The 24889-nt window shown below is 65.5% G+C and carries 2 protein-coding genes; both read right to left on the reverse strand.

The features are described from left to right. Positions 1-153: 153 nt before the first annotated feature. A complete protein-coding gene (locus PSCI_RS23445) occupies positions 154-11688 on the reverse strand; it encodes a non-ribosomal peptide synthetase (protein ID WP_045491640.1) in 11535 nt (3844 codons plus the stop codon). Next, positions 11685-24728: a non-ribosomal peptide synthetase gene (locus tag PSCI_RS23450; RefSeq protein ID WP_045491642.1), complete on the reverse strand. Its 13044-nt coding sequence runs from the start codon at positions 24726-24728 to the stop codon at positions 11685-11687. The genes PSCI_RS23445 and PSCI_RS23450 overlap by 4 nt, the downstream gene beginning before the upstream one ends. Between the last annotated feature and the right edge of the window lie 161 nt (positions 24729-24889).

A 24889-nucleotide genomic window follows, 5' to 3' on the forward strand; every position in this document is an offset into this window, starting at 1 on the left:
GGGAGCGAGCTCTGCTCGCGAAGGGGCCAGCAAAAGCGGCACATCTGCTGTGGATGTCACCCTGTATCGGTCGTGGTCCGGCATCCCGGCAAGCCAACTCCCATCGGGCTACCAGAACAATGCTGGAGCAAGAATGGATTCGCATTCCAGGTTTCATGACAACACCTCACCTTCGGTGACGGTCTGTCCATCGTGCCACCAGGCGGCGAGGCTATAGACGTTGGGGGTTTTGAGGATGGTGAAGTGGTTGCCGGGGCCGTACCAGACGGCCAGTTCCGGGGTGAGTTTTTCCCAGCCGTTGAGCATGTTGGTTTGCTCGCGCTGGTTGCCGGCGCTGTCCAGCACCGGGTCGTCGACCAGCACCAGGCGCAGCGGGCCGTCGTAGCGTTGGGTCGGGCGGTAGCGGGTTCGCAAAGCGCTGGCGTAGGTGCGCGCCGGGCCGTGCATGGCGTCGGGAGCCGAGTGGCGCGACAGCACGCCAGCGCTGACCAGGCCCTGGTGCAAGAGCTGCAACTGGCTGGCGTCGTCGGCGTCGGCAAACACCTGCGGGTCAATGCCCAGCGACTTGCCCGAGGCCAGTTGCAAGGCTTCGATCAACCGCTGCAAGGCGGCGGTGGTGGTGTAGGACCGCCCCGCCACACCGCTGCTGCCGGGCGCTTCGCTGTCGATCAGGGTCAGCGAGGTGATTTCCCGGCCACGGCGTTGCAGTTCGGCCGCCATTGCGTAAGCCACCCAGCCGCCGAATGAATGCCCGACCAGGTTCAGCGGCCCGTGCGGGTAGACCTGTTCGATGGCTTGCACGTAGAAGCGCGCGGCCGCTTCGACTCGGCTGTGGGGCACCGAGGTACCGTCCAGGCCACGCGGTTGCAGACCGTGGATCGGCCATTCCGGACCCAGCGCTTCGCTCAGGCCAATAAAGCTGGTGATGCTGTCGCCGGCGCCCGGCACGCAGAACACCGGTGCATGGCTTGGCTGGCCGCTCTGGATGGTGACCAACGGCTGGTACGCCGCAGCCTGTGGCTGCCCGGCCCGCGCCTGCTGCGCCCGGCTCATGGCAGCGCTCAGCGCCTGGCCCAGCACCTGCACATGGGGTGCCTGCATCATGCTCTGGTGATCGCCCGGCACCTCGATGCAGCACAATTGCCCGGCCGCCAGTTGGGTTTCCCAGCCCAGGCTCGGGCTGCGCTGCGACAGCGGGGTCGGCCGCTCGGCGGCGCAGAACAGGTGGACCGGCAGGTTGATCGGGTTGATCCGGTAATGCGCCAGCGCATGCCCGTGGGCCACTTCCCGGGCCATGAACTGTTGCAGGTCCGCTGCACTGGCAGCGGCCAGGTCCGGATACAGCAACTGCTGGTCGCGGCAGCGTTGCAGCAGTTCGTTGAACTCAAGCCCCGCCGGTAACCGATCAAGGTCCTGCAACGGCTGCCGGCCAGCCTCGCCCTGGCTCAGCCAATGCATGCGGCAGTGCAGCAGCAGTTGTTGTTGCAGCACATCGACGCCGGACCAGCGCGCCTTGCCCTGGTCGGTCCAGCGCGGCACATAGGTGTCGAGCAGGCCGAGGAACTCGACCTGCTGGTCCATGCCCAGCAGTTGCAGGGCGACCTCAAAGGCCAGCACCCCACCGAATGACCAGCCGGCCAGACGATAAGGCCCTTCAGGCTGGGCGCTGCGGATCACCGTCACCAGCCGTGCGGCCAGGCATTCCATGGTCTGCAGTTGCGGCTGGCCCAACGCGATACCCGGCAGGCCGTAGATCGGGAAGTCGCCGTCGATGTGCCGGCCCAGCGCCGGGAAATACACATCCAGGCCGCTGAACTCATGAACCAGAAATAACGGCGTGCCGCTGGCCCCGCCGCGCACGGTAATCAGCGCCTGATTCTGCTCCGGCAAGCCGCTGCGTTGCGCCAGCAAGGCGGCCACAGACTCGACACTGACGTGCTGGAACAGCTCGGCCAGGGTGATACTCAGCCCGGCCTGCTGCAATTGGTTGACCAGCCGCACGGCCAGCAATGAATGACCGCCCAGCTCGAAGAAACTGTCATGGCGGCCCACTTGCGGCACCTGCAACACTTCGCGCCAACAGGCCGCCAGTTGCTGCTCCAGCTCGCCTTGCGGGGCCTCGAAAACGCGGCTGACAAAGGCTTCCGGGGACGGCATCGGCAATGCCTTGCGGTCGACCTTGCCGTTGTTGGTCAGCGGCAACTGGCTCATCCGCACCCAGGCGGCCGGCACCATGTACTCCGGCAGACGCGCCTGCAGCCAGGCCCGCAGCGCAACGTTATCAGGGCATGCGCCGGGCTGCTCGGCCACGGTGTACCAGGCAACCAGCCGCAGGGTGCCAGGTTCGATCTGGCGGGCCAGCACCACCACGTCCTTGACGCCCGGACAGGCGGCCAAGCGTGCTTCGATTTCGCCCAGCTCGACACGGAAACCACGAATCTTGACCTGATCGTCATGCCGACCGATGTATTCCAGCTGGCCGCTCTCCAGCCAGCGGACCTGGTCGCCCGTGCGGTACATCAGCGCGTCGGCCTGTGGGCTGAATGGGTCACGGAGGAATTTCTCGGCGGTCAGCTCAGGGCGGTTCAGGTAACCGCGCGCCACCCCGTCGCCGCCGATATACAACTCACCGGGCACCCCCAACGGCACCGGCTGCTGCCGCGCATCCAGAACATAGACCGTGCTGTTGGCAATCGGCCCGCCGATCGGTACGCCCTGGGCGTGCTCATCCACCGCCTGCACCTCGTAGGTGGTGGCGTAGGTGGTGGTCTCGGTCGGCCCATAGCAATGCACCAGTCGCAGCTGCGGCGCCACGGCCAGCAGCCGCCTGAACATCGCCGGCTCGGCCCGTTCACCGCCACACAGCAGAATCCGCAGCCCGGCCAGTACCTCGGGCATCAACTGCACGTACTGATTGAACAACGCGGTGGTGACGAACAGGATGCTGACTTGCTGCTCGCGCAGGCAATCGGCGAAGCGTTGCGGGTCGAGCAAGGTGGCGTGGTCGACCACCACCACGCAGCCGCCGTTGAGCAACGCCCCCCATACGTCCATGGTGCTGGCGTCGAATGCCGGGTTGGAGGCGAAGGCCACCCGGTCTTGGGCGTTGAAGTCGGCATAGTTGCTGTTGAGCACCAGCCGGGTGATGCCGCGATGGGCGATCAGCACGCCCTTGGGCGTGCCGGTGGAGCCGGAGGTGTACATGATGTACACCGGCGCAGCCGCGTCCTGCGCCAGTTGCGGGTTATGGACCGATTGGTCGGCAAGTGGCAACTGGTCCAGATCCAGGCGCCGGGCCGGGTACTCCAGCGCGGTGTCGCTGCGGGTCAGCAACGCCACGGCCTGGCTGTCCTGGACGATAAACGCCTGGCGCTCGGCCGGCGCATGAATGTCCAGCGGCACATACACCGCCGCGCATTTGCTGATCGCCAACTGGCTGACCAGCAAGTCGATGCTGCGTGGCAACAGGATTGCCAGATGATCGCCGGGTTTGACTCCGATACCGATCAGGTAATGCGCCAGGCGGTTGGCACGGGCGTTGAGTTGCTCGTAGCTTAAGGTCTGCGACCCGTCCACCACCGCCGTGGCCTGCGGTTGCTGCGCGACCTGCCGTTCAAACGCCGCATGGGCCGTCAGTTCGCGTGGGTAGTCACGGGCGCTGGCATTGAAATCCACCAGCAAGCGTTGGCGTTCAGCCGCTGGCAGCGGATCCAGCGCCAGCAGCGCCGACTGCGGTGCCTGCTCCAGCGCCAGTGTCAGTTGCTGCAAGACCTCAGCCATTGCCCCGCACACCCGGCTGGCATTGATGCCCGGCGTGGTCAGGGCGGTCAGGCTCAAGCCGCTGCCCAGATCATCGACACTCAAGGTCAGCGGGTAGTTGGTGCGTTCTTCACTGTGCAGCACTTCGATGCCTTGCCAGGCCTGTCGGCCCTGGCTGGCCGCATCGGCCGGCTCGGCGCTGTGCCGGTAGTTGAGCAAGGCGCTGAACAGCGGCGTGCCGGCGGCCAGGCCGCTGCAGCGCTGGGCCAGCGCCAACGGCGCGTGTTCGTGGCGCAGCAAGCGGGTCAGCCCGGCGTGTACTGCGCGGGCGGCGACCTCGACGCTATCCTCGGCAAGCCTGACGCGCAGCGGCAGGGTATTGATGAACACCCCCAGCGCCCGTTCGGCACCCTCGCCGCCCTGCAGACGCCCCAGCAACACGGTGCCAAACAGCACATCATCCCGCCCCGCTAGCTGCCCCAGCAGCCGTGCCCAGGCCAGATGCACCAGGCTGGCAGTGCTGACGCCCAGCCGCCGGGCCTGCTCGCGCAGGCGCACACTCAAGCCGTCGTCGACCCGCTGCTGTGCCCGGCCGGTCGGCCCGGCGGCAAGCTGCGCGATACCGAACGGCAAGGTCGGCTCATCGACATCAGCGAGCATCTCGCTGAACAGCGCACGGTGTTGTTCCTCGCCCAGCCCCTGACGGCTGAGCGCGACGTAAGTGCGATACGGCACCGGGGCCGGCAGGCTCGCTTGCTCGTGCACCAACAGCGCCTGCATTTCATGGCGCAACACCTCCAGCGCCACGTGGTCCATGACCAGATGATGGAATAGCAGCAAGGCCACTACTCGCTGGCTGCCCGGCTCTTGCGCCTGCACCAGACGCAGCAGCGGCGCCTGATCCAGCGGCATGCGGTAGCTGTGGCTGGCGTAACGGGCCTGCAACTGTTGCAACAGCCCGGCCTCGCCCGGCGCGGCGTGGAATGTTTCGCGAATCAGCGTGGCCTGGCGCCAGACCACCTGCACCGGCTCCGCCAGAGCGTCCCAGAACATCGAACTGCGCAGGATATCGTGGCGATCGATCACTGCCTGCAAGGCCTCGGCAAACGCATCGAGACGTTGCGGGTCGGCAAACGCGAACTGCGCCTGCAACACATAGGGGTCGCCCTCACCGGCGGCCAGGTGGTGGTAGAGAATCCCGGCCTGCAACGGCGCCAGCGGATAGATGTCCTGCACATTGGCAGCGCCGCCAGGGACGCTGGCAACGATGCGGTTGATATCGCTCTGTTGCAGCGCCAGCAGTGGTAACAACTCGGGGGTGATCTGGGTGCAACCTGCCGGGATCCGATTGGCCGGTACATCAGCCTGCGGGCCACGGCTCAGGGTCGCCGCCAGCGCCGCCAGGGTCGGCTGGCCAAACAACACCTGCACATCCGTGGCCAGCCCCAACCGGCGCAGGCGCGCCACCAGGGTCACGGCCAACAGCGAATGCCCGCCCAGCTCAAAGAAGTGATCCTGGCGTCCGGCCCGCTCCACCCCCAGCAACTCGGCCCACAGCCCGGCCAGGGTGATTTCCAGCTCGCCCTGTGGCGCCTGGTATTCACGCACCGCCAGCGATTGCGCATCCGGCGCCGGCAGGGCCTTGCGGTCCAGCTTGCCGTTGGGGCTCAGCGGCAAGGCCGCCAAGTGCACGAACTGCGCCGGAACCATGAACTCCGGCAGGCTTGCCAACAGGTGCGCCCTCAAGGTGGCGATTTCCAAGGCATGGGCAGCGGTGTAGTACGCCACCAGACGCTTGTCGCCCGGCACGTCTTCGCGGGCAACCACGACTGCTTCATTAATTTCAGACTGATCGGTCAGGCGTGACTGAATCTCGCCCAGCTCAATCCGCAGACCACGGATCTTCACCTGGTCGTCATTACGCCCCAGATATTCGATGGTGCCATCGGCCAGATAGCGTGCGACGTCGCCGGTACGGTACATGCGGCCGTCCGCAAACGGGTCATTGAGGAAACGTTCGGCATTCAGCTCCGGGCGGTTCAGGTAACCGCGCGCCACCTGCACGCCACCGATGTACAGCTCACCGACCACACCCAGTGGCACCGGTTGTTGCTGGCTGTCGAGGATGTACATGCGGGTATTGGCAATCGGCTGGCCGATCGGCGTGTTGTCCGGGGTCTGCTCCAGCGGCCCGGCGCAATCCCAGGCGGTGACGTCCACTGCCGCTTCGGTGGGGCCATACAGGTTGTGCAGTTCGCTGTGCGGCAACTGCGTCTTGAAGCGCCGCACCAGGTGGCCCGGCAGGGCTTCACCGCTGCACACCACGCGCTTGAGCGACGTGCAATCGCCCGCCTCGCCATGGGCCAGGAACACCTCCAGCATCGAGGGCACGAAATGCAGGGTGGTGATCTGCTGCTGATCGATGATCCGTTTCAAATAGGCCGGGTCTTTATGGCCCTCCGGCTTGGCCATGACCAGTTGCGCGCCAGTGATCAACGGCCAGAAGAACTCCCACACCGAGACGTCGAAGCTGAACGGGGTCTTTTGCAGCACACGGTCGCCAGCCGTCAGACCGTAAGCGTCCTGCATCCACAGCAGGCGGTTGACCACCGCAGCGTGCTCGTTCATCACCCCTTTGGGCTTACCGGTGGAACCGGAGGTGTAGATCACATAGGCCAGATTTGAGGCCGATGCATTCGCGAGCAAGCTCGCGCCTACAGGTGCTCCAGCGACAATTGTCTCCAGATTGATGACCGGGATGCCGCTGACGGGCAACAGATTGCGGGTCGCTTGATGCACCAGCAACACCACCGGCTCGCTGTCTTCGAGCATGTGCTGCAGGCGCTCCAGCGGATACGCCGGGTCCAGCGGCACATAGGCGCCACCGGCCTTGAGAATGCCCAGCAAGCCGACCACCATCTCGACACTGCGCTCGACACAGATCGCCACCCGCGCATCGGGCTGTACGCCCTGCTCAATCAGCACCTGAGCCAGGGCATCGGCCCGCGCCTCCAGTTGCGCGTAGCTGAGCACCTGCTCACCGGCCTGCAATGCCGTAGCATTCGGGGTGCGCTGCACCTGGGCAGAGAAAAGCCCGTGCAGGGTCTGCTCAAGATCGTAAGGTACGGCGGTGGCATTGAAGCCTTCCAGCAACTGCCAGCGTTCCTCGGCCGTGAGAATGTCGGCATATTCCAGCGCAGCCTGCTCGGCATCCAGCATGGCCTGCAGGGTGCGCTGCAAGTAGCCGGCATAACGCTCGATGGTCGTGGCATCAAACAAGGCGCTGGCGTATTCCAGATTGCCGCCAATACCGCTGGCGGTTTCGCCCAGGTTCAGTGACAGGTCGAACTTGGCCACCTGGCTGTGCTGGGCAATACCTTGCAGATGCAACTCGCCCAGCATCGGCTGGCCATCGGCGCTACCGTCCAGCCCGCCATCCAGCCCCGAGTCCCAGCTCAGCAAGGTCTGGAAGATCGGGCTGTAAGCCAGGCTGCGGGCCGGGCGCACAGCCTCGACCACCTGCTCGAACGGCAATGCCTGATGCGCCTGGGCCTGCAATACCCGGTCCTTGACCCGTGCCAGCAGGGTCCGGGTGTCAGGCGCGTCGCTGATGTCGATGCGCAGGGCCACGGTATTGACGAACAACCCGATCAGGTTATCGATTTGTGCAGGATCACGGTTGGCCACCGGCGAGCCGATCACCACCTCTTGCTGACCGGACAAGCGCCCAAGCAACTGTGCCCAGGCACTGAGCATGACCATATACAGGGTCACCCCGTGACGCCGGGCCAGGGCCTTGAGCCCGGCGCTCAGCCGGGCATTGAGTTCGAACGGCACACTGGCGCCGCTGTAGTCCTGCTGCGCCGGGCGTGGGCGGTCGGTGGGCAGCAGCAGTTGCGCCGCAGCCCCGGCCAGGGTCTGACGCCAGTAGTCGGCCTGCTGGCTGAGCACTTCACCGCTGAGCCAGCGCCGTTGCCACACGGCGTAGTCACCATATTGCAGCGCCAGAGGCGGCAACGGGTCGGCCGCCCCCTGGCTGAAGGCTTGATACAAGGCGGCCAGTTCACGGGTCAGCACGCCCATCGACCAGCCGTCAGCGATGATGTGGTGCAAGGTCAACAACAGCACATGCTGGTCGTCGGCAATGCGCAGCAGCTGACCACGAATCAGTGCGTCGTGCTGCAAATCGAAAGGCCGCGCCGCCTCCTCACGCATCAGCGCATCGATATCCAGCCCCTGCGCGTCACTGACGCGCAGCAGCGCCCCGCCTTCGGCCGGGCTGATGTGCACCCGCGGTTCATCGTCATGGGCGACAAACCGGCTGCGCAACGTCTCATGGCGGGCCACGATACGGCTCAGCGCGCGTTGCAGGGCATGCTCATCGAGCCGGCCACTCAGGCGCAGCCGTACGGCAATGTTGTAGGCCGCACTGGCGCCCTGCATCTGGGCGAGGAACCACAGCCGCTGCTGGGCAAACGACAACGGCAGCGGCTCATTGCGCGCCACCGGCATAATCTCTGGCTGGCTGCTGCGGCTGGCGCGGCTCAGCGATTGGGCCACGGCAGCAAGCTCGCCATTGGCGAATAGCTCGCCCAGGCTCAGCTCCACCCCCAGCCGCTGGCGCACCTGGGCAGCCAGACGCATGGCCAGCAGCGAATGCCCGCCCAGTTCGAAGAAGCGATCATGGCGGCTCACTCGCTCCACGCCGAGCAACTCGCCCCAGATCTGCGCCAGCGCGGTTTCCAGTTCGCCCTGCGGCGCCTGGTAACCGTGGCTGAACAAGGCACTGCGCTGCGGACGCGGCAAGGCACGGCGATCGACCTTGCCGTTGGCGGTCAGCGGCAGCGCGTCAAGGCTGACAAACGCCACCGGCACCATGTACTCCGGCAATACGCCGAGCAGTTGCTCACGCAACACAGGCGGCTCCATGACCTGGGCAGCGGTGAACCAGGCCACCAGCCGGCTCTGGCCGGGCTCGTCTTCCAGCGCCAGCACCACCGCCTCTTTGATGCCCGGTACGTGCGCCAATGCGCTTTCAATCTCGCCCAGCTCGATGCGTACCCCGCGAATCTTCACCTGATCGTCATTACGCCCCAGATATTCGAGGTTGCCATCGGCCAGCCAGCGCACCAGGTCGCCGGTGCGGTACATCCGCCCGCCATTGAACGGGTCAGTCAAAAAGCGTTCGGCGGTCAGGTCTTCTCGGTTCAGATAACCGCGCGCCACACCGGCGCCGCCGACATACAGCTCACCGACCACACCGATTGGCACCGGCTGCTGTTGCTCGTCCAGCACGTAAGCCCTGGCATTGGCCATCGGCTTGCCGATATGCAGCAGCTCACCCACCTGCATCACCCCAGAGGTCACCACCACGGTGGCTTCGGTCGGGCCGTAGTTATTGACCACCGCGAAGCCCGGATCACGCTGGAACTGGCGCAGCCGGTCGCCACCGATCAACAGGGTCTTGAGGGCCGGATGCGGCTGTTGCTGGCTGAAGGCGTATTCGGCCACCGGGGTCGGCAGGAAGCTGACGTCCAGCGGCTGGGCACGCCACCAGTCGAGCAAGGCTTCGATGTCCTGTTCGCCGTCCTGGGTCGGGGCCAGATGCAAGGTCGCGCCGCTGCACAGCGCCGGCCAGATTTCCCAGGCCATGGCATCGAAACCGAAGCCGGCCAGGCTGGAGGTATGCTTGCCCACGCCAAGGTCAAAGGCCTCGCAGTGCCAGTCCACCAGGTTGTTCAAGGTCTGGTGCTCGACCATCACCCCTTTCGGCAAACCGGTGGAACCAGAGGTGTAGATCACGTAGGCCAGGTTATTGACCGTGGCCCGTTGAGTCAGCTCGCCGTTCAGTTGCGCTACAGGCAGACGGTCCAGCTCAATCACCGGCACCGACAACACCGGCAGCCGGCCAGCCAGCTCACTCAAGGTCAGCACCACCTTGGGCTGGCTGTCACTGAGCAGGTAAGCCAGCCGCTCGGCCGGGTGCGCCGGGTCGACCGGCACGTATGCGCCGCCGGCTTTGAGCACCGCCAGCAACCCCACCAGGGTGTCGAGGCCACGGCGGGCCACCACGGCCACCCGCTCATCGGGCTGCACGCCCTGCGCCAGCAGTTGGGCCGCCAGGCCGTTGGCGCGTTGCTCCAGTTGCCCGTAGCTCAGGCTCTGGCCCTGATACACGGCGGCTACGGCGTCGGGCCGTTCGGCAGCCTGCGCGGCCACGCGCTGGTCAATGGTCAGGTGCTGCGGATAATCCGCGGCCGTGGCGTTGAAGCCATTCAATAGCTGGCGGCGCTCAGCCGCCGGCAGGATCGGTAAGCTATCAATGGCGATCTGCGGGGTCAGCTCCAGCGCCTGGACCAGTTGCTCCACGGCGCAGAGCATGTACTGGCAGACTCGCGGGCCGTCGATGCCCGCCGTGCTCAGCAGGCTGAGACTGAACTCACGACCCAGGTCATCGACGCTCAGGGTCAGCGGGAAGTTGGTGCGCTCGCGGCCATGACGGGTGTCGATGCCCTCCCAGGCCGCCAGCGCCTCGGCATTGGCGCCGGCCACGGTGCCGCTGGCGCTGTGTCGGTAGTTGAGCAACGCGCTGAACAGCGGCGCCGGTGCCGCCACGCCGCTGCAGCGTTGGGCCAGGGCCAGCGGTGCGTGCTCGTGGCGCATCAGGCTGATCAGCCGGGCATGGGTGGTTTTCAATGCCTGGTCGGTGGCCGCGCCGTCGATATCCACCCGCAATGGCAAGGTATTGATGAAAATGCCCAGCGCCCGGTCAGTGGCTTCGGCGCCTTGCAGGCGGCCCATCAACACCGTGCCGAACACCACCCGGGCCTGGCCACTGAGCACGCTCAACACCCGCGCCCAGGCCAGATGGAACAGGCTGGCGGCGCTGATACCCTGCTGGCGCGCCTGTTCACGCAGGCGCAGGCACAGTGGCGGCGGCAGGTTCAGGCCGGTCTCGCGGGTCGCGCTGCCGTCGCCTTGCAGGTCATGCAGACCGAACGGCAAGGTCGGCTCGTGGACCGCACCGAGCATGTCGCGGAAAAACGCCTCGTGATCGGCCTCACTGGTGCCCAGCCGGGCCTGGGCCACGTAATTGCGAAATGGCACCGGCTTGCCCAGTTTGCCGCCCTGGCCACTGAGAAACGCCTGCATTTCATGGCGCACGACATCCAGTGCACTGTGGTCCAGTGCCATATGGTGAAACAGCAGCACCGCGCTGATCGTGCCGTTTTCTGGGTGACGGCTGAAGCCCAGTTGCAGCAGCGGCGCCCGGCTGACGTCCAGCCGCAAACGGGTCGGCTCGAAGTGCGCTTGCAGCGCCGCATCGGGCGTCTGGCCGGGTGCAGCGAGCACTTGCTGCTGAATCAGAAAGGCCTGGCGCCAGACCACTTGCACCGGTGCTGGCAGGCCCTGCCAGAGCACCGCGCTGCGCAGAATGTCGTGGCGGTCGATCACCGCCTGCAAGGCCAGCACAAAGGCGTCCAGGCGTTGTTCGCTGGCAAACACAAACTGCGCCTGGAGCACATAAGGGTCACCGCCACTGGCGCTGACATGGTGATAAAGAATGCCCTCCTGCAGCGGTGCCAGCGGGTAGATGTCCTGCACATTGGCCGCCCCGCCCGGCACCGTGGCGACGATGGCGTCGATCTGGGCCTGGTCCAGGCTTACCAGGTTAAGCATCGCCGGGGTGATCCGGGTGGTTGCTTCGGTAATGGCATTGGCCGGCACCGTGACCTGGCCGGTGTTGCCGGGGTCGTATAGCCCTGCGCGAATCAGCTCCAGCAACGCCGGCTTGTGCGCGCGCAATATCGCCAGCATGCCCGGCTCGCTGAGCGCCTGCCGGTTGCCTTGCACCACCAGTTGGTCATCCTTGAGCGCCAACTGGATGTCCTTGGCCTTCAGGGCCGCCAATACGTCATTCAGGCTCACAGGACGATCTCCATTCTTTCCGTAATTGCCGCGTAGCCGGCCAGGGTCGGTTGCTCGAACAACGCCCTGACATCGGCCTCGATTCCTTGCTGTTGCAGACGGCCGATCAGGGTCACCGCCAATAACGAATGCCCGCCCAGCTCGAAGAAGTGATCCTGCCGTCCGACCCGCTCCACCCCCAGCAGCTCGGCCCACAGCCCGGCCAGGGTGATTTCCAGCTCGCCCTGTGGCGCCTGGTATTCACGCACCGCCAGCGATTGCGCATCCGGCGCCGGCAGGGCCTTGCGGTCCAGCTTGCCGTTGGGGCTCAGCGGCAAGGCCGCCAAGTGCACGAACTGCGCCGGAACCATGAACTCCGGCAGGCTTGCCAGCAGGTGCGCCCTCAAGGTGGCGATTTCCAGGGCATGGGCAGCGGTGTAGTACGCCACCAGACGCTTGTCGCCCGGCACGTCTTCGCGGGCAACCACGACTGCTTCATTAATTTCAGACTGATCGGTCAGGCGTGACTGAATCTCGCCCAGCTCAATCCGCAGACCACGGATCTTCACCTGGTCGTCATTACGCCCCAGATATTCGATGGTGCCATCAGCCAGATAGCGTGCGACGTCGCCGGTACGGTACATGCGGCCGTCCGCAAACGGGTCATTGAGGAAACGTTCGGCATTCAGCTCCGGGCGGTTCAGGTAACCGCGCGCCACCTGCACGCCACCGATGTACAGCTCACCGACCACACCCAGTGGCACCGGTTGTTGCTGGCTGTCGAGGATGTACATGCGGGTATTGGCAATCGGCTGGCCGATCGGCGTGTTGTCCGGGGTCTGCTCCAGCGGCCCGGCGCAATCCCAGGCGGTGACGTCCACTGCTGCTTCGGTGGGGCCATACAGGTTGTGCAGTTCGCTGTGCGGCAACTGCGTCTTGAAGCGCCGCACCAGGTGGCCCGGCAGGGCTTCACCGCTGCACACCACGCGCTTGAGCGACGTGCAATCGCCCGCCTCGCCATGGGCCAGGAACACCTCCAGCATCGAGGGCACGAAATGCAAGGTGGTGATCTGCTGCTGATCGATGATCCGCTTCAAATAGGCCGGGTCTTTATGCCCTTCGGGCTTGGCCATGATCAGTTGCGCGCCGGTGATCAACGGCCAGAAGAACTCCCACACCGAGACGTCGAAGCTGAACGGGGTCTTTTGCAAGATCCGGTCTTGCGCCGTCAGGCCATAGGCGTCCTGCATCCACAGCAGGCGGTTGACCACCGCCGCGTGCTCGTTCATCACCCCTTTGGGCTTACCGGTGGAACCGGAGGTGTAGATCACATAGGCCAGATTTGAGGCGGATGCATTCGCGAGCAAGCTCGCGCCTACAGGTGCTCCAGCGACAATTGTCTCCAGATTGATGACCGGGATGCCGCTGACGGGCAACAGGTTGCGGGTCGCTTGATGCACCAGCAACACCACCGGCTCGCTGTCTTCGAGCATGTGCTGCAGGCGCTCCAGCGGATACGCCGGGTCCAGCGGCACATAGGCACCGCCAGCCTTGAGGATGCCCAGCAAGCCGACCACCATCTCGACACTGCGCTCGACACAGATCGCCACCCGCGCATCGGGCTGTACGCCCTGCTCAATCAGCACCTGAGCCAGAGCATCGGCCCGTGCCTCCAGTTGCGCATAGCTGAGCACCTGCTCACCGGCCTGCAATGCCGTAGCATTCGGGGTGCGCTGCACCTGGGCAGAGAAAAGCCCGTGCAGGGTCTGCTCAAGATCGTAAGGTACGGCGGTGGCGTTGAAGCCTTCCAGCAGTTGCTGACGTTCTTCGTTGTCCAGCACCGGCAGGGTATTGACCGACCGCCGCGGCTGCTGCTCAAGAGCCTCGACCAGCTCGCTCAGGGCCTGCTGCATGTAGCCGCACAGGCGCTCGGCACCGATGCTGGCCGGCGTCAAGACAGTCAGTCTAAAACCATCACCCAAATCGTCGGCATTCAGGGTTAGCGGGTAGTTGGTGCGCCCTTCATGCTTGAGGGTGACGATGCCTTGCAAGGCTTGTTGCTGGCTGGCGTGGTTCTCGCTGTGACGGAAGTTGAGCATCGCGCTGAACAGCGGTAGCGGCGCGGCCACCCCGCTGCAACGCTGGGCCAGGGCCAACGGCGCGTGTTCATGCACCAACAGCGCACTGAGCCGGGCATGGGTGCTTTTGAGCGCGTCACGCACACCGGCGCCGTCAAGGTCGACCCGCAGCGGCAAGGTATTGATGAACATCCCCAGGCCGCGATCAGCGCCGGCACCGCCTTGCAGGCGGCCAAGCAACACGGTGCCGAACACCACGCTGTCCTTGCCGCTGGTGGCGCCCAGCACCCGTGCCCAGGCCAGGTGGAACAGGCTCGCCGCACTGACCCCGGCCTGTTGCGCCTGACTGCGCAGGCGGCTGGCCAGGCTGGTCGCCAGCTCCAGCTGGAATTGTTCGATATCGGCGCCGTCACCCTGCACGTCACGCAGGCCAAACGGCAGGGTCGGCTCGTCGATGTCGCCAAGCATGTCGCGGAAAAACCCTTCATGCTCCTGCTCACTGACCCCATGACGGGCCTGGACCACATAGTTGCGATAGGGAATTGCCTGGCCCAGCGAGGCGTCCAGGCCCAGCAGGCTGACCTGCATTTCCTGGCGTACCACCTCCAGCGCGGTATGGTCCAGCGCCAAGTGATGGAACAGCAGGATCGCGACCACCCGCTGATTGGCCGGATCATTGGCCAGCACCAACTGGACCAGCGGCGCCTGGCTGATGTCCAGGCGGTAATCGCGGGCGTCGAAGCGCGCTTGCAACTGGGTCAGCACATCGCCGGCGGCCGGGTTGAGCTGCACTTCCAGCAACGGCAATGGCGCCTGGCGCCAGACCACTTGCACCGGGGTCGGCAGCCCCTGCCAGAGCACCGCAGTGCGCAGGATGTCATGCCGGGCGATGGCCGCGCGCAGCGCGTCAGCAAAGGCCAGCAGGCGTTCATGGCTGTCGAACGCCAGGCACGATTGCAGCAGGTACGGGTCACCCTGGCGGGCACTGATGTGGTGATAGAGGATGCCTTCCTGCAACGGCGCCAGCGGGTAGATATCCTGCACATTGGCCACGCCGCCCGGCACGCTGGCGACAATATGGTCGATGGCTGACTGATCGAGCTGCACCAGCGGCAGCAGGTCGGGGGTGATGCGTTGCGTATCAAGCGTGATCAGGTTGGCCGGCACCGCCACTTCACGGCTGTTGCCCACGGCGGCGGCCAGCGCGGCCAGGGTCGGCTGGTTGAACAGCACCCGCACATCGCTGGCCAGCCCGGCCTGGCGCATGCGCTCGACCAGCGTGACCGCCAGCAACGAATGCCCGCCCAGCTCAAAGAAATGATCGAAACGCCCGACCCGCGGTACCTTGAGCACCTCAGCCCAGATCGCTGCCAGGGCCGTTTCGGTCTCGCCTTGCGGCGCCTGGTACTCACGGCTGAGCAACGCCTCCTGATCCGGGTCCGGCAGCGCCTTGCGGTCGAGCTTGCCATTGACGGTCAGCGGCAGGCTGTCGAGCTGTACCCAGGCTGCCGGTATCAGGTAATCGGCCAACCGGCCTTGCAGGTAATCACGCAGCGCCTGCAGGTCCACAGGCTGTGTGGCAGTGAACCAGACCACCAGTTGCCCGCCGCGTACCAGCGCCACCGCATCCTTGACGGCCGCATGGCTGCTCAGTGCGGCTTCAATCTCGCCCAGCTCGACCCGCACCCCGCGAATCTTCACCTGGTCGTCATTACGGCCCAGATATTCCAGATTGCCATCGGCCAGCCAGCGCACCAGGTCGCCGGTGCGGTACATCCGCCCGCCATTGAACGGGTCAGTCAAAAAGCGTTCGGCGGTGAGGTCTTCACGGTTCAGATAACCGCGCGCCACACCGGCACCGCCGACATACAGCTCACCGACCACACCGATTGGCACCGGCTGTTGCTGCTCGTCCAGCACGTAAGCCCTGGCATTGGCCATCGGCTTGCCGATATGCAGCAGCTCACCCACCTGCATGACGCCGGAGGTCGCCACCACCGTGGCTTCGGTCGGGCCGTAGTTATTGACCACCGCGAAGCCTGGATCACGCTGGAACTGGCGCAGCCGGTCACCGCCGATCAACAGGGTCTTGAGGGTCGGGTGCGGTTGTTGCTGGCTAAAGGCGTATTCCGCTACCGGGGTCGGCAAGAAGCTGACGTCCAGCGGCTGAGCCCGCCACCAGTCGAGCAAGGCTTCGATGTCCTGTTCGCCGTCCTGAGTCGGGGCCAGATGCAGGGTCGCGCCACTGCACAGTGCCGGCCAGATTTCCCAGGCCATGGCGTCGAAACCGAAGCCGGCCAGGCTGGAGGTGTGTTTGCCCACGCCAAGCTCGAAGGCTTGACAGTGCCAGTCCACCAGGTTTTTAAGGGTCTGGTGCTCGACCATTACACCTTTGGGCAGGCCGGTGGAGCCGGAGGTGTAGATCACGTAGGCCAGGTTATTGACCGTGGCCCGTTGAGTCAGCTCGCCGTTCAACTGCGCTAAAGGCAGACGGTCCAGTTCGATCACCGGCACCGACAACACCGGTAGCCGGCCAACCAGCTCACTCAAGGTCAGCACCACCTTGGGCTGGCTGTCACTGAGCAGGTAAGCCAGCCGCTCGGCCGGGTGCGCCGGGTCGACCGGCACGTATGCGCCGCCGGCTTTGAGCACCGCCAGCAACCCCACCAGGGTGTCGAGGCCACGGCGGGCCACCACGGCCACCCGCTCATCGGGCTGCACGCCCTGCGCCAGCAGTTGGGCCGCCAGGCCGTTGGCGCGTTGCTCCAGTTGCCCGTAGCTCAGGCTCTGGCCCTGATACACGGCAGCTACGGCGTCGGGACGCTCGGCAGCCTGCGCGGCCACGCGCTGGTCAATGGTCAGGCGCTGCGGATAATCCGCAGTCGTGGCGTTGAAGCCGTCCAGCAGCTGTTGGCGCTCAGCGGCCGGCAAAATCGGCAACTGCTCCAGCGTCTGCGCCGGATCAGCCCGCAGCGCCTCGCTCAATTGCTGTACGGCCGCCTGCATATAGCCGCAGATGCGCTCGGCGCCGATGCTGCTGGCAGCCAGCACGGTCAGGGCAAAGTCTTCGCCCAGGTCATCGACACTCAAGGTCAGCGGGTAATTGCTGCGCTCTTCACCGCCCAGCAGTTGCACGCCTTCCCAGATCCCCTGGCCGTCGCGCGGCTGGTGTTCGACGGCGCTGTGCCGGTAGTTGAGCAAGGCGCTGAACAGCGGCGAACCCTTGGCCACGCCGCTGCAACGCTGGGCCAGCGCCAGCGAGGCATGTTCGTGACCGAGCAAGGCGGTCAGGCGTTGATGGGTGGTCTTGACCCCGTCACGCAGCGCCGCACGGGTGTCGACCCGCAGCGGCAGGGTATTGATGAACACCCCCAGCGCCCGGTCGGCGCCCTCGCCGCCCTGCATGCGGCCGAGCAATACGGTGCCGAACACCACGTCACGCCGGTTGGCCAGAACCCCCAATACACGCGCCCAGGCCAGGTGCATCAGGCTCGCGGCACTGACCCCGAGCTGACGGGCCTGCTCGCGCAGTTGGCGGCTCAAGGACGGCGCCAACGGCAGGCGCGCCTCCTCGATGCCACGCCCGTCGCCTTGCACGTCCTGCAAGCCAAACGGCAGGGTCGGCTCGTCGATATCGCCCAACAGCTCACGGAAGAACAGCTCATGCTCCTGCTCGCTGGCGCCAAGCCGGGCCTGGGCCACGTAATTGCGGTATGGCACAGGCTGGCTCAGCGACTGGGCCTGGCCGAACATCAGCGCCTGCATTTCCTGACCGACCACCTCCATGGCGGTATGGTCCAGGATCAGGTGGTGAAACAGCAGAATCGCGACCACCCGCTGGTTGACCGGGTCATCGGCGTAAACAATGCGCAACAGCGGCGCCTGGCTCAGGTCGAGCCGGTAGTGGCGGGCGTCGAAACGCGCCTGCAACTGGTTGAGCACATCACCGTCCTGCGCCGCCAGCGGCACGTGCTGCACCGGCAGCTCGGCGTGGCGCCAGACCACTTGCTGGGCGGCGGGCAAGTCCTGCCAGAGCACCGCAGTGCGCAGAATGTCATGGCGGTCGATGACCTGCTGCAACGTCGCGGCGAAGGCCTGTAGACGTTCGACACTGTCAAACGCCAGACGCGACTGCAACAGGTACGGATCGCCGCGTTCGGCGCTGATGTGGTGGTACAGAATGCCTTCCTGCAGCGGTGCCAGGCCGTAGATGTCCTGCACATTGGCCGCACCGCCCGGCACGCTGCTGACGATCCGGTCGATCGACGGCTGGTCCAGCACGGTCAGCGACAACTGCTCCGGGCTGATATGTTCAGCGCCGCGCGCAATCAAGTTGTCCGGCACCAGAACTTCCCGGCCACTGCCCACCGCTGCCGCCAGCGCCGCCAGGCTTGGCTGGCTGAACAGCGCACGCACGTCGCAGCTCAGGCCGATCTGGCGCATGCGCTCGATCAGCGTCACGGCCAGCAGCGAATGCCCGCCCAGCTCGAAGAAGTGATCGAAGCGCCCAACCTGCTCGACCTTGAGCAACTCGCTCCAGATCGCCGCCAGGGCAATCTCGGTATCGCCCTGAGGCGGCACGAACGCGCGGCTGACCAGCGCCTGCTGGTCCGGGGCCGGCAAGGCGCGGCGGTCGAGCTTGCCGTTGCGGGTCAGTGGCAGACTATCGAGCTGCACATAGGCAGCCGGCACCATGTAATCGGGCAACTGGCTGTGCAGATGCTCATGCAGTTCGGCCAGCAACGGCGCAGGCGCGCCGGCCTGAATAGTGAAGTACGCCACCAGGCGTTTGTCTCCCGGCGCGTCCTCGCGCACCAGCACCGCCACGTCGCGCAATGCCGGCAGCGCCGCCAGCCGCGCTTCGATCTCACCCGGCTCGATACGGAACCCGCGAATCTTCACCTGCTGGTCGTTACGGCCCAGATACAGCAGGGTGCCATCGGCCTGCCAACTGACCAGATCGCCGGTGCGGTACAGCTTTGCCTGGGGCTGGTCGCTGAACGGGTCGGCAATGAAACGCTCGTCAGTCAGTTGCGGCTGGTTCAGGTAGCCCTTGGCTACGCCGTCACCGCCCACGTACAGCTCGCCCACCGCACCGACCGGCAACAACTGCTGGCGCGCGTCGAGCACATAAACCCGGGTGTTACCAATCGGCCGACCAATCGGGATGCTGCCCGGCCCGGCCTGGGTGATGAGCTCAGTGGTGGTAAAGGTAGTGGCCTCGGTCGGGCCATAGCCGTTGAGCAGGTGCTGCGGCGCGCCGTCGCGCAGGACCCGGGCGATCACCGCCGGGTCGAGCACGTCACCACCGACCATCAGGTAGCGCAACCGGCTGAACGCTGGCAGCAAGTCTGCGGCGTATTGATGAAACAGCCCGGCGGTCAGCCACAGGACACTGATGGCCTGCTGCTCCAGCAACGCGGCAAAGTCCTGGCGCGACAGCACGGTGTCCTGGCCGACCACCACCACACAACCGCCGTTGAGCAGCGGCGCCCAGACTTCCAGGGTGCTGGCGTCGAACGCCGGGTTGGAGGCAAAGGCCACCCGGTCCTGCGCGTTGAATTCGGCAAAGCCGTTATTGAGCACCAGCCGGCTGATGGCCCGGTGCGGCACCAGCACCCCTTTGGGCGTGCCGGTGGAACCGGAGGTGTACATGATGTAAGCCACGCCTTCGGCTGATTGCATCAGATGCGGATCGTGGGCCGGGTAATCGTGCAGCACCTGCTCGTCGAGATTCAGGCGCCGCGCCGGGTAATCCACGGGCTGACCGCTCTCGGTCAACAACAGCACCGCCTGGCTGTCCTGAACCATGAACGCCTGGCGTTCGGCCGGGGCGTTGACATCCAGCGGCACGTACACCGCCGCGCACTTGCTGATTGCCAGTTGCGCCACCAGCAGCGGCAACGAACGCTCCAGCAACACCGCCACGCTGTGCCCGGACTGCACGCCCAGGCCGAGCAGATGATAGGCCAGGCGGTTGGCCTGCTCATTGAGCTCGCGATAGCTCAACTGCTGCGCGCCATGCACCGCCGCCACCGCCTGCGGCTGGCGGGCAGCCTGCAGCTCGAACAGCCGGTGCACGGTTTGCTCGCGGGGATAGTCACGCCCGGTCAGGTTGAAACCGCTCACCACCCGCTCGCGCTCGGCCGCCGACAGCACCGAAACCTTGTGCACGGCACGGTGCGGGGCCTGCTCCAGAGCCAGAACCAGGTTGTCCAGCGCCGCATGCAAGGCTTCACAGACCCGCACCCCGTCCACGCTGGCCAGCGCTTGCACGGTCAGGCGCAGGCCGCTGCCGAAATCATCGACGTTGACCACCAGCGGGTAGTTGCTGCGCTCCCGGGAGCTGAGTACGTCAATGCCTTGCCAACCGGCGGCGCCGCTGTCTGGCGTGGTGCTGTGGCGATAATTGAGCAAGGTGCCGAACAGCGGCTGGGCCGCCGGCACCGCGCTGCAACGCAGCGCCTGGGCCAAGGATGCCTGCTCATGACCGAGTAACTCGGCCAGGCTTTGATGGGTGCTGCGCAGCGCCTGCAATACCGGGGCGGCATTGACATCAATGCGCAGCGGTAAGGTGTTGATAAACATGCCCAGTGCCCGGTCCGCGCCCTCGCCGCCCTGCAAACGGCCCAGCAGCACGGTGCCAAACACCACCTGCTCGCGCCCGGACAGGCGCGCCAGCACCAGTGCCCAGGCTTGATGCACCAGGCTCGCGATACTGATGCCCAGGTGCCGGGCCTGCTGACGCAGGCGTGTATCCAGTGCAGCATCGACCGGCAGGTGGCTGTCGACAATGGCACTGCCGTCGCCGTGAACATCCTGCAAACCATAGGCCAGGGTCGGTTCGTCGATGTCACCGAGCATGGTCCGGAAGAACGCTTCATGAGCCTGCTCATTGGCACCCAGTCGTGCCTGGGCCACGTAGTTGCGGTATTGCGCTGGCGGCGCCAGCGGCTGGGCAACCCCGGCAAGCGCCGCGCTGATTTCGGTAACCAGGGTTTCGAGCGCCGTGTGGTCGAGGATGATGTGATGCAGCAGCAAAATCCCGACCCAGCGCTGGTTGGCCGGGTCGCGGGTATAAGCCAGCCGCAGCAGCGGCGCCCGGCTCAGGTCCAGGCGGTAATGACGGGGGTCGAAACGCGCCTGCAATTGCGTCAGTACATCACCCTGCAAAAGCGCTTCGTCGATTCGCTCAAGGGCCAGTGGCGCACTGCGCCATACCACTTGCACCGCTTCTTCGAGCCCTTCCCAGACCACGCTGCTGCGCAGAATGTCATGACGGGCAATCACCGTGTTCAGAGCGGCGACAAAGGCTTTGATCCGCTCGATATCGACAAACGCGAACTGCACCTGCAACACGTAAGGGTCACCGGCAGCGCTGGCAAGGTGGTGGTAAAGAACCCCCGCCTGCAACGGTGCCAGGGCGTAGATGTCTTGCACATTGGCCGCGCCGCCCGGCACGGTGGCCAGCACTTGGTCGATCTGGGCCTGGCTCAGGCTGGCCAGCGGCAGCAGGTCCGGGGTGATGTGCTGCGCATCGGCGGCAATGCGGTTGGCCGGCACCGCGACCTGCGGCGCAGCGTACTGTGAATCCCCCACCGCCGCTGCCAGCGCAGCCACATTCGGTTGGCCGAACAGCACCCGCACATCGGCGTGCAATTCGTGCTGGCGCATGCGCTCGACCAGCTTGACCGCCAATAACGAGTGACCGCCCAGCTCAAAGAAGTTGTCATGCCGCCCGACCCGCTCGATCTGCAGCAGGTCCTGCCAGAGCCCGGCGATCAGTTGCTCGACCTCACCTTGCGGGGCCTCGAACTGCTGGCGGGCAAACGCTTCGCTGTCCGGGCGCGGCAGCGCCTTGCGGTCGAGCTTGCCGTTGGTGGTCAATGGCAAGGCATCCAGGCGCACAAACGCACCGGGCACCATGTAGTCGGCAAGGTTTGCCAGCAATTGCTCGCGCAGTTCAGCGACCGTCGGCGCTGCACCCTCGGCGGCGATCCAGTAAGCCACCAGACGCTGGTCGCCGGGATTGTCCTGGCGCGCGATCACCACCGCGTCACGCACGCCGGCACAGGCGGCCAGCCGCGCCTGGATTTCGCCCAGTTCGATACGGAAACCGCGAATCTTTACCTGATCGTCATTGCGACCCAGATAGTCTAGGTCGCCCTCGGCATTCCAGCGCGCCAGGTCGCCGGTCCGGTACAAGCGGGCCTGCGGGTCGCTGCTGAACGGATCGTTGATAAACCGTTCGGCACTCAGTTGTTCGCGGTTCAGGTAGCCGCGGGCCACCCCGGCACCGCCGACGTACAGCTCGCCCACCACGCCGACCGGCAGCGGCTGGCGTTGCTCGTCCAGCACATACAGTTGCAGGTCGGGAATCGCCCGACCGATCGGGCTGACCCCGATCAGTTGCGCGTCGGCCGCCTGCAACGGCCGGTAGGTAACATGCACGGTGGTCTCGGTGATGCCGTACATGTTCACCAGCCGCGTGCCGGCATTGCTCAGATTGGCGTACCAAGGCTTGAGCATGCCCGGTTCCAGCGCCTCGCCACCGAAGATCACCTCACGCAGCGAATGCTTGAACGGGCTGCCCTGCTGGGCGGCGATCAGCTGGCGGAACGCGCTGGGGGTCTGGTTCAGCACGCTGACGCCGGCCTCGCAGAGCAAGGCGTAACACGCCTGCGGCTCACGGCTGATACGTTGCGGCACGATCAGCAACTGACCGCCGTAGGCCAATGCCCCCCAGATTTCCCAGACCGAAAAGTCGAAAGCAAAAGAATGGAACAGCGCCCAGACATCCTGCTGGTTGAAGTCGAACCACTCACGGGTGGCCGAGAACAGCCGGGTGACGTTGCGGTGTTCGACCATCACCCCTTTGGGCAGGCCGGTGGAGCCAGAGGTATAGATGACGTAGGCCAGATGCTGGCGGCCCAGGCCGACGACCTGCGGATTACTGGTAGGCTGGCTGGCAAGCCCGGCGTCGCCCAGCTCAATGATCGGCAGGCCGGCTGAGGTGACTCGCTCACGGCTGTCGCCCTGGACCAGCACTGCCAGCGGCGCGCTGTCTTGCAGGGTGAAGACGATGCGTTCCTGCGGGTAAGCCGGATCGATGGGCACATAGCCAGCGCCGGCCTTGAGCACCCCCAGCAGGCCGACGATCATTTCCACGCCACGCTCGACACAGATCGCCACCCGTTGATCCGGCCCGGCGCCCAGCGCCAGCAGATGATGGGCCAACTGATTGGCGCGGCTGTTCAATTGGCCATAACTGAGCCGCTGCCCCTCGAAAATCAGCGCCGTGGCCTGCGGCCGGGCTGCGGCGTGGGCTTCGAACTGCTGATGGATCAGTGGCAGGTCGGCAAACTGCTGCGGTGCCGGGTTCAGACCGTGCAGCAAATGCTGGCGCTCTTGGGCCGGCAGAATGTCCAGGTCATGCAGCGCGCTGTCCGGCTGCTGCTCAAGGGCCTGGCTCAGGCTGTGCAGCGCGGTCTCCAGGTAATGGGTGAACCGCTCGGCGCCAATGCGGGTATCGGCCATGGCGGTGATGCGCAAGTCTTCGCCAAGGTCGTCGATGTTCACCGTCAGCGGGTAATTGGTGCGCTCTTGGGCCCCGAGAATCTGGATGCCTGGGGCGACGTCGATGATCTGCGCGCCGTCGACGGCATCGCTGTGCCGGTAGTTGAAAATCGCGCCGAACAACGGGGTCGGCACGTTCACCGCACTGCAACGCTGGGCCAGCGCCAGCGATGCCTGTTCATGGCCGAGCAAGGCGGTCAGCCGCTGATGGGTGGCCAACACCGCGTCGCGCACGCCCTGCCCGCCAACATCAACCCGCAGCGGCAGGGTGTTAATGAACATGCCCAACGCCTGCTCGGCACCGGCGCCGGCGTCCATGCGGCCAAGCAGCACGGTGCCGAACACCACCGCCTCGCGGCCGGACACCACGCCCAGCACCCGGGCCATGGCCAGGTGCATAAGGCTTGCCACACTCACCCCGGTCTGGCGAGCTTGCGCACGCAGCGTGCGGCTCAGGCCGGCGTCGAGCATCAGCCTGGATTCTTCGATGTCCTTTACATCCGCTTCCTGCAAACCGAACGGCAAGGTCGGTGCATCAATGTCGCCGAGCATGGCAGCGAAAAATTGCTCTTGGGCGCCAATGTCGTTATTGAGCCGCACTCGAGCCAAGGCATCGCGAAACGGCACGGCCGCCGGCAACTGATCGGCCTGGCCGGCGAGCACCGCCTGAATCTCGCGCCGCACCACGTCCAGCGCGGTGTGATCCATAACCATATGGTGGAACAGCAACAAGGCCACCACCCGCTGATTGGCCGGGTCCTCGGCAGAAACCAGCCGCAGCAGCGGCGCCTGGCGGACATCCAGACGCAACTGCCGCGAGTCATGCCGGGTGCGCAGTTGCTGCAATACATCGCCGTCAGTGGCCAGGCTCAGCGTCTCAAAAGCCAGGGTTGCCCGGCGCCAGACCACCTGCAGCGGCTCGTCGAGCCGGTCCCAGACGATGGCGGTGCGCAGGATATCGTGGCGATCGATCACCCATTGCAGCGCCTGGGCAAAGGCTTGCAGGTGCTCGGCACTGGCAAAGGCGAACTGCGCCTGCAGCACGTAAGGGTCGCCCTGCCCGGCAGCCAGGTGGTGATAAAGCATGCCCTCCTGCAACGGCGCCAGCGGGTAGATGTCTTGCAGGTTGGCCACACCACCGGGCACCGTCGCGACGATGCGGTCGATGGCCGCCTGATCCAGCTGCACCAGCGGTAGCATGTCCGGGGTGATCCGGTAGGCCGGGCTCAGCCAGTTGCCACCGCGCAGGGCGAGCATGTCCAGCAGCCCGGCCTTGTGTTCGGCCAGGCTGTCCCACAGCGCATCGTCTAGCGTTTCATCGTTGCCCAGCAACATCAGATCGGCGCCTTCACGTTGCAGACCGATCGCGTGGGTGGAAAGAACAGCCATTAATTCGCGCAAATGCATGGGAAGAACCTGCCGTGAAATCGTTGACGGAAACAGCCGGGCGGGCGTTTTCCAACTGCAAAGCCAACGCGAGCCATCCTGGCCCGCTACCGGGGGAGAAAACTAAAGCATCCGGCAGTGGCACTCTGACAGGGGAAGCAGGGACAAACCGCAGGATTGGG

The sequence above is a fragment of the Pseudomonas sp. StFLB209 genome (assembly GCF_000829415.1).
GTDB lineage: Bacteria > Pseudomonadota > Gammaproteobacteria > Pseudomonadales > Pseudomonadaceae > Aquipseudomonas.

Excerpts from the sequence above, each read along its gene's own strand:
- PSCI_RS23450 (WP_045491642.1), bottom strand. The coding sequence starts at position 24,728 with ATGCATTTGCGCGAATTAATGGCTGTTCTTTCCACCCACGCGATCGGT.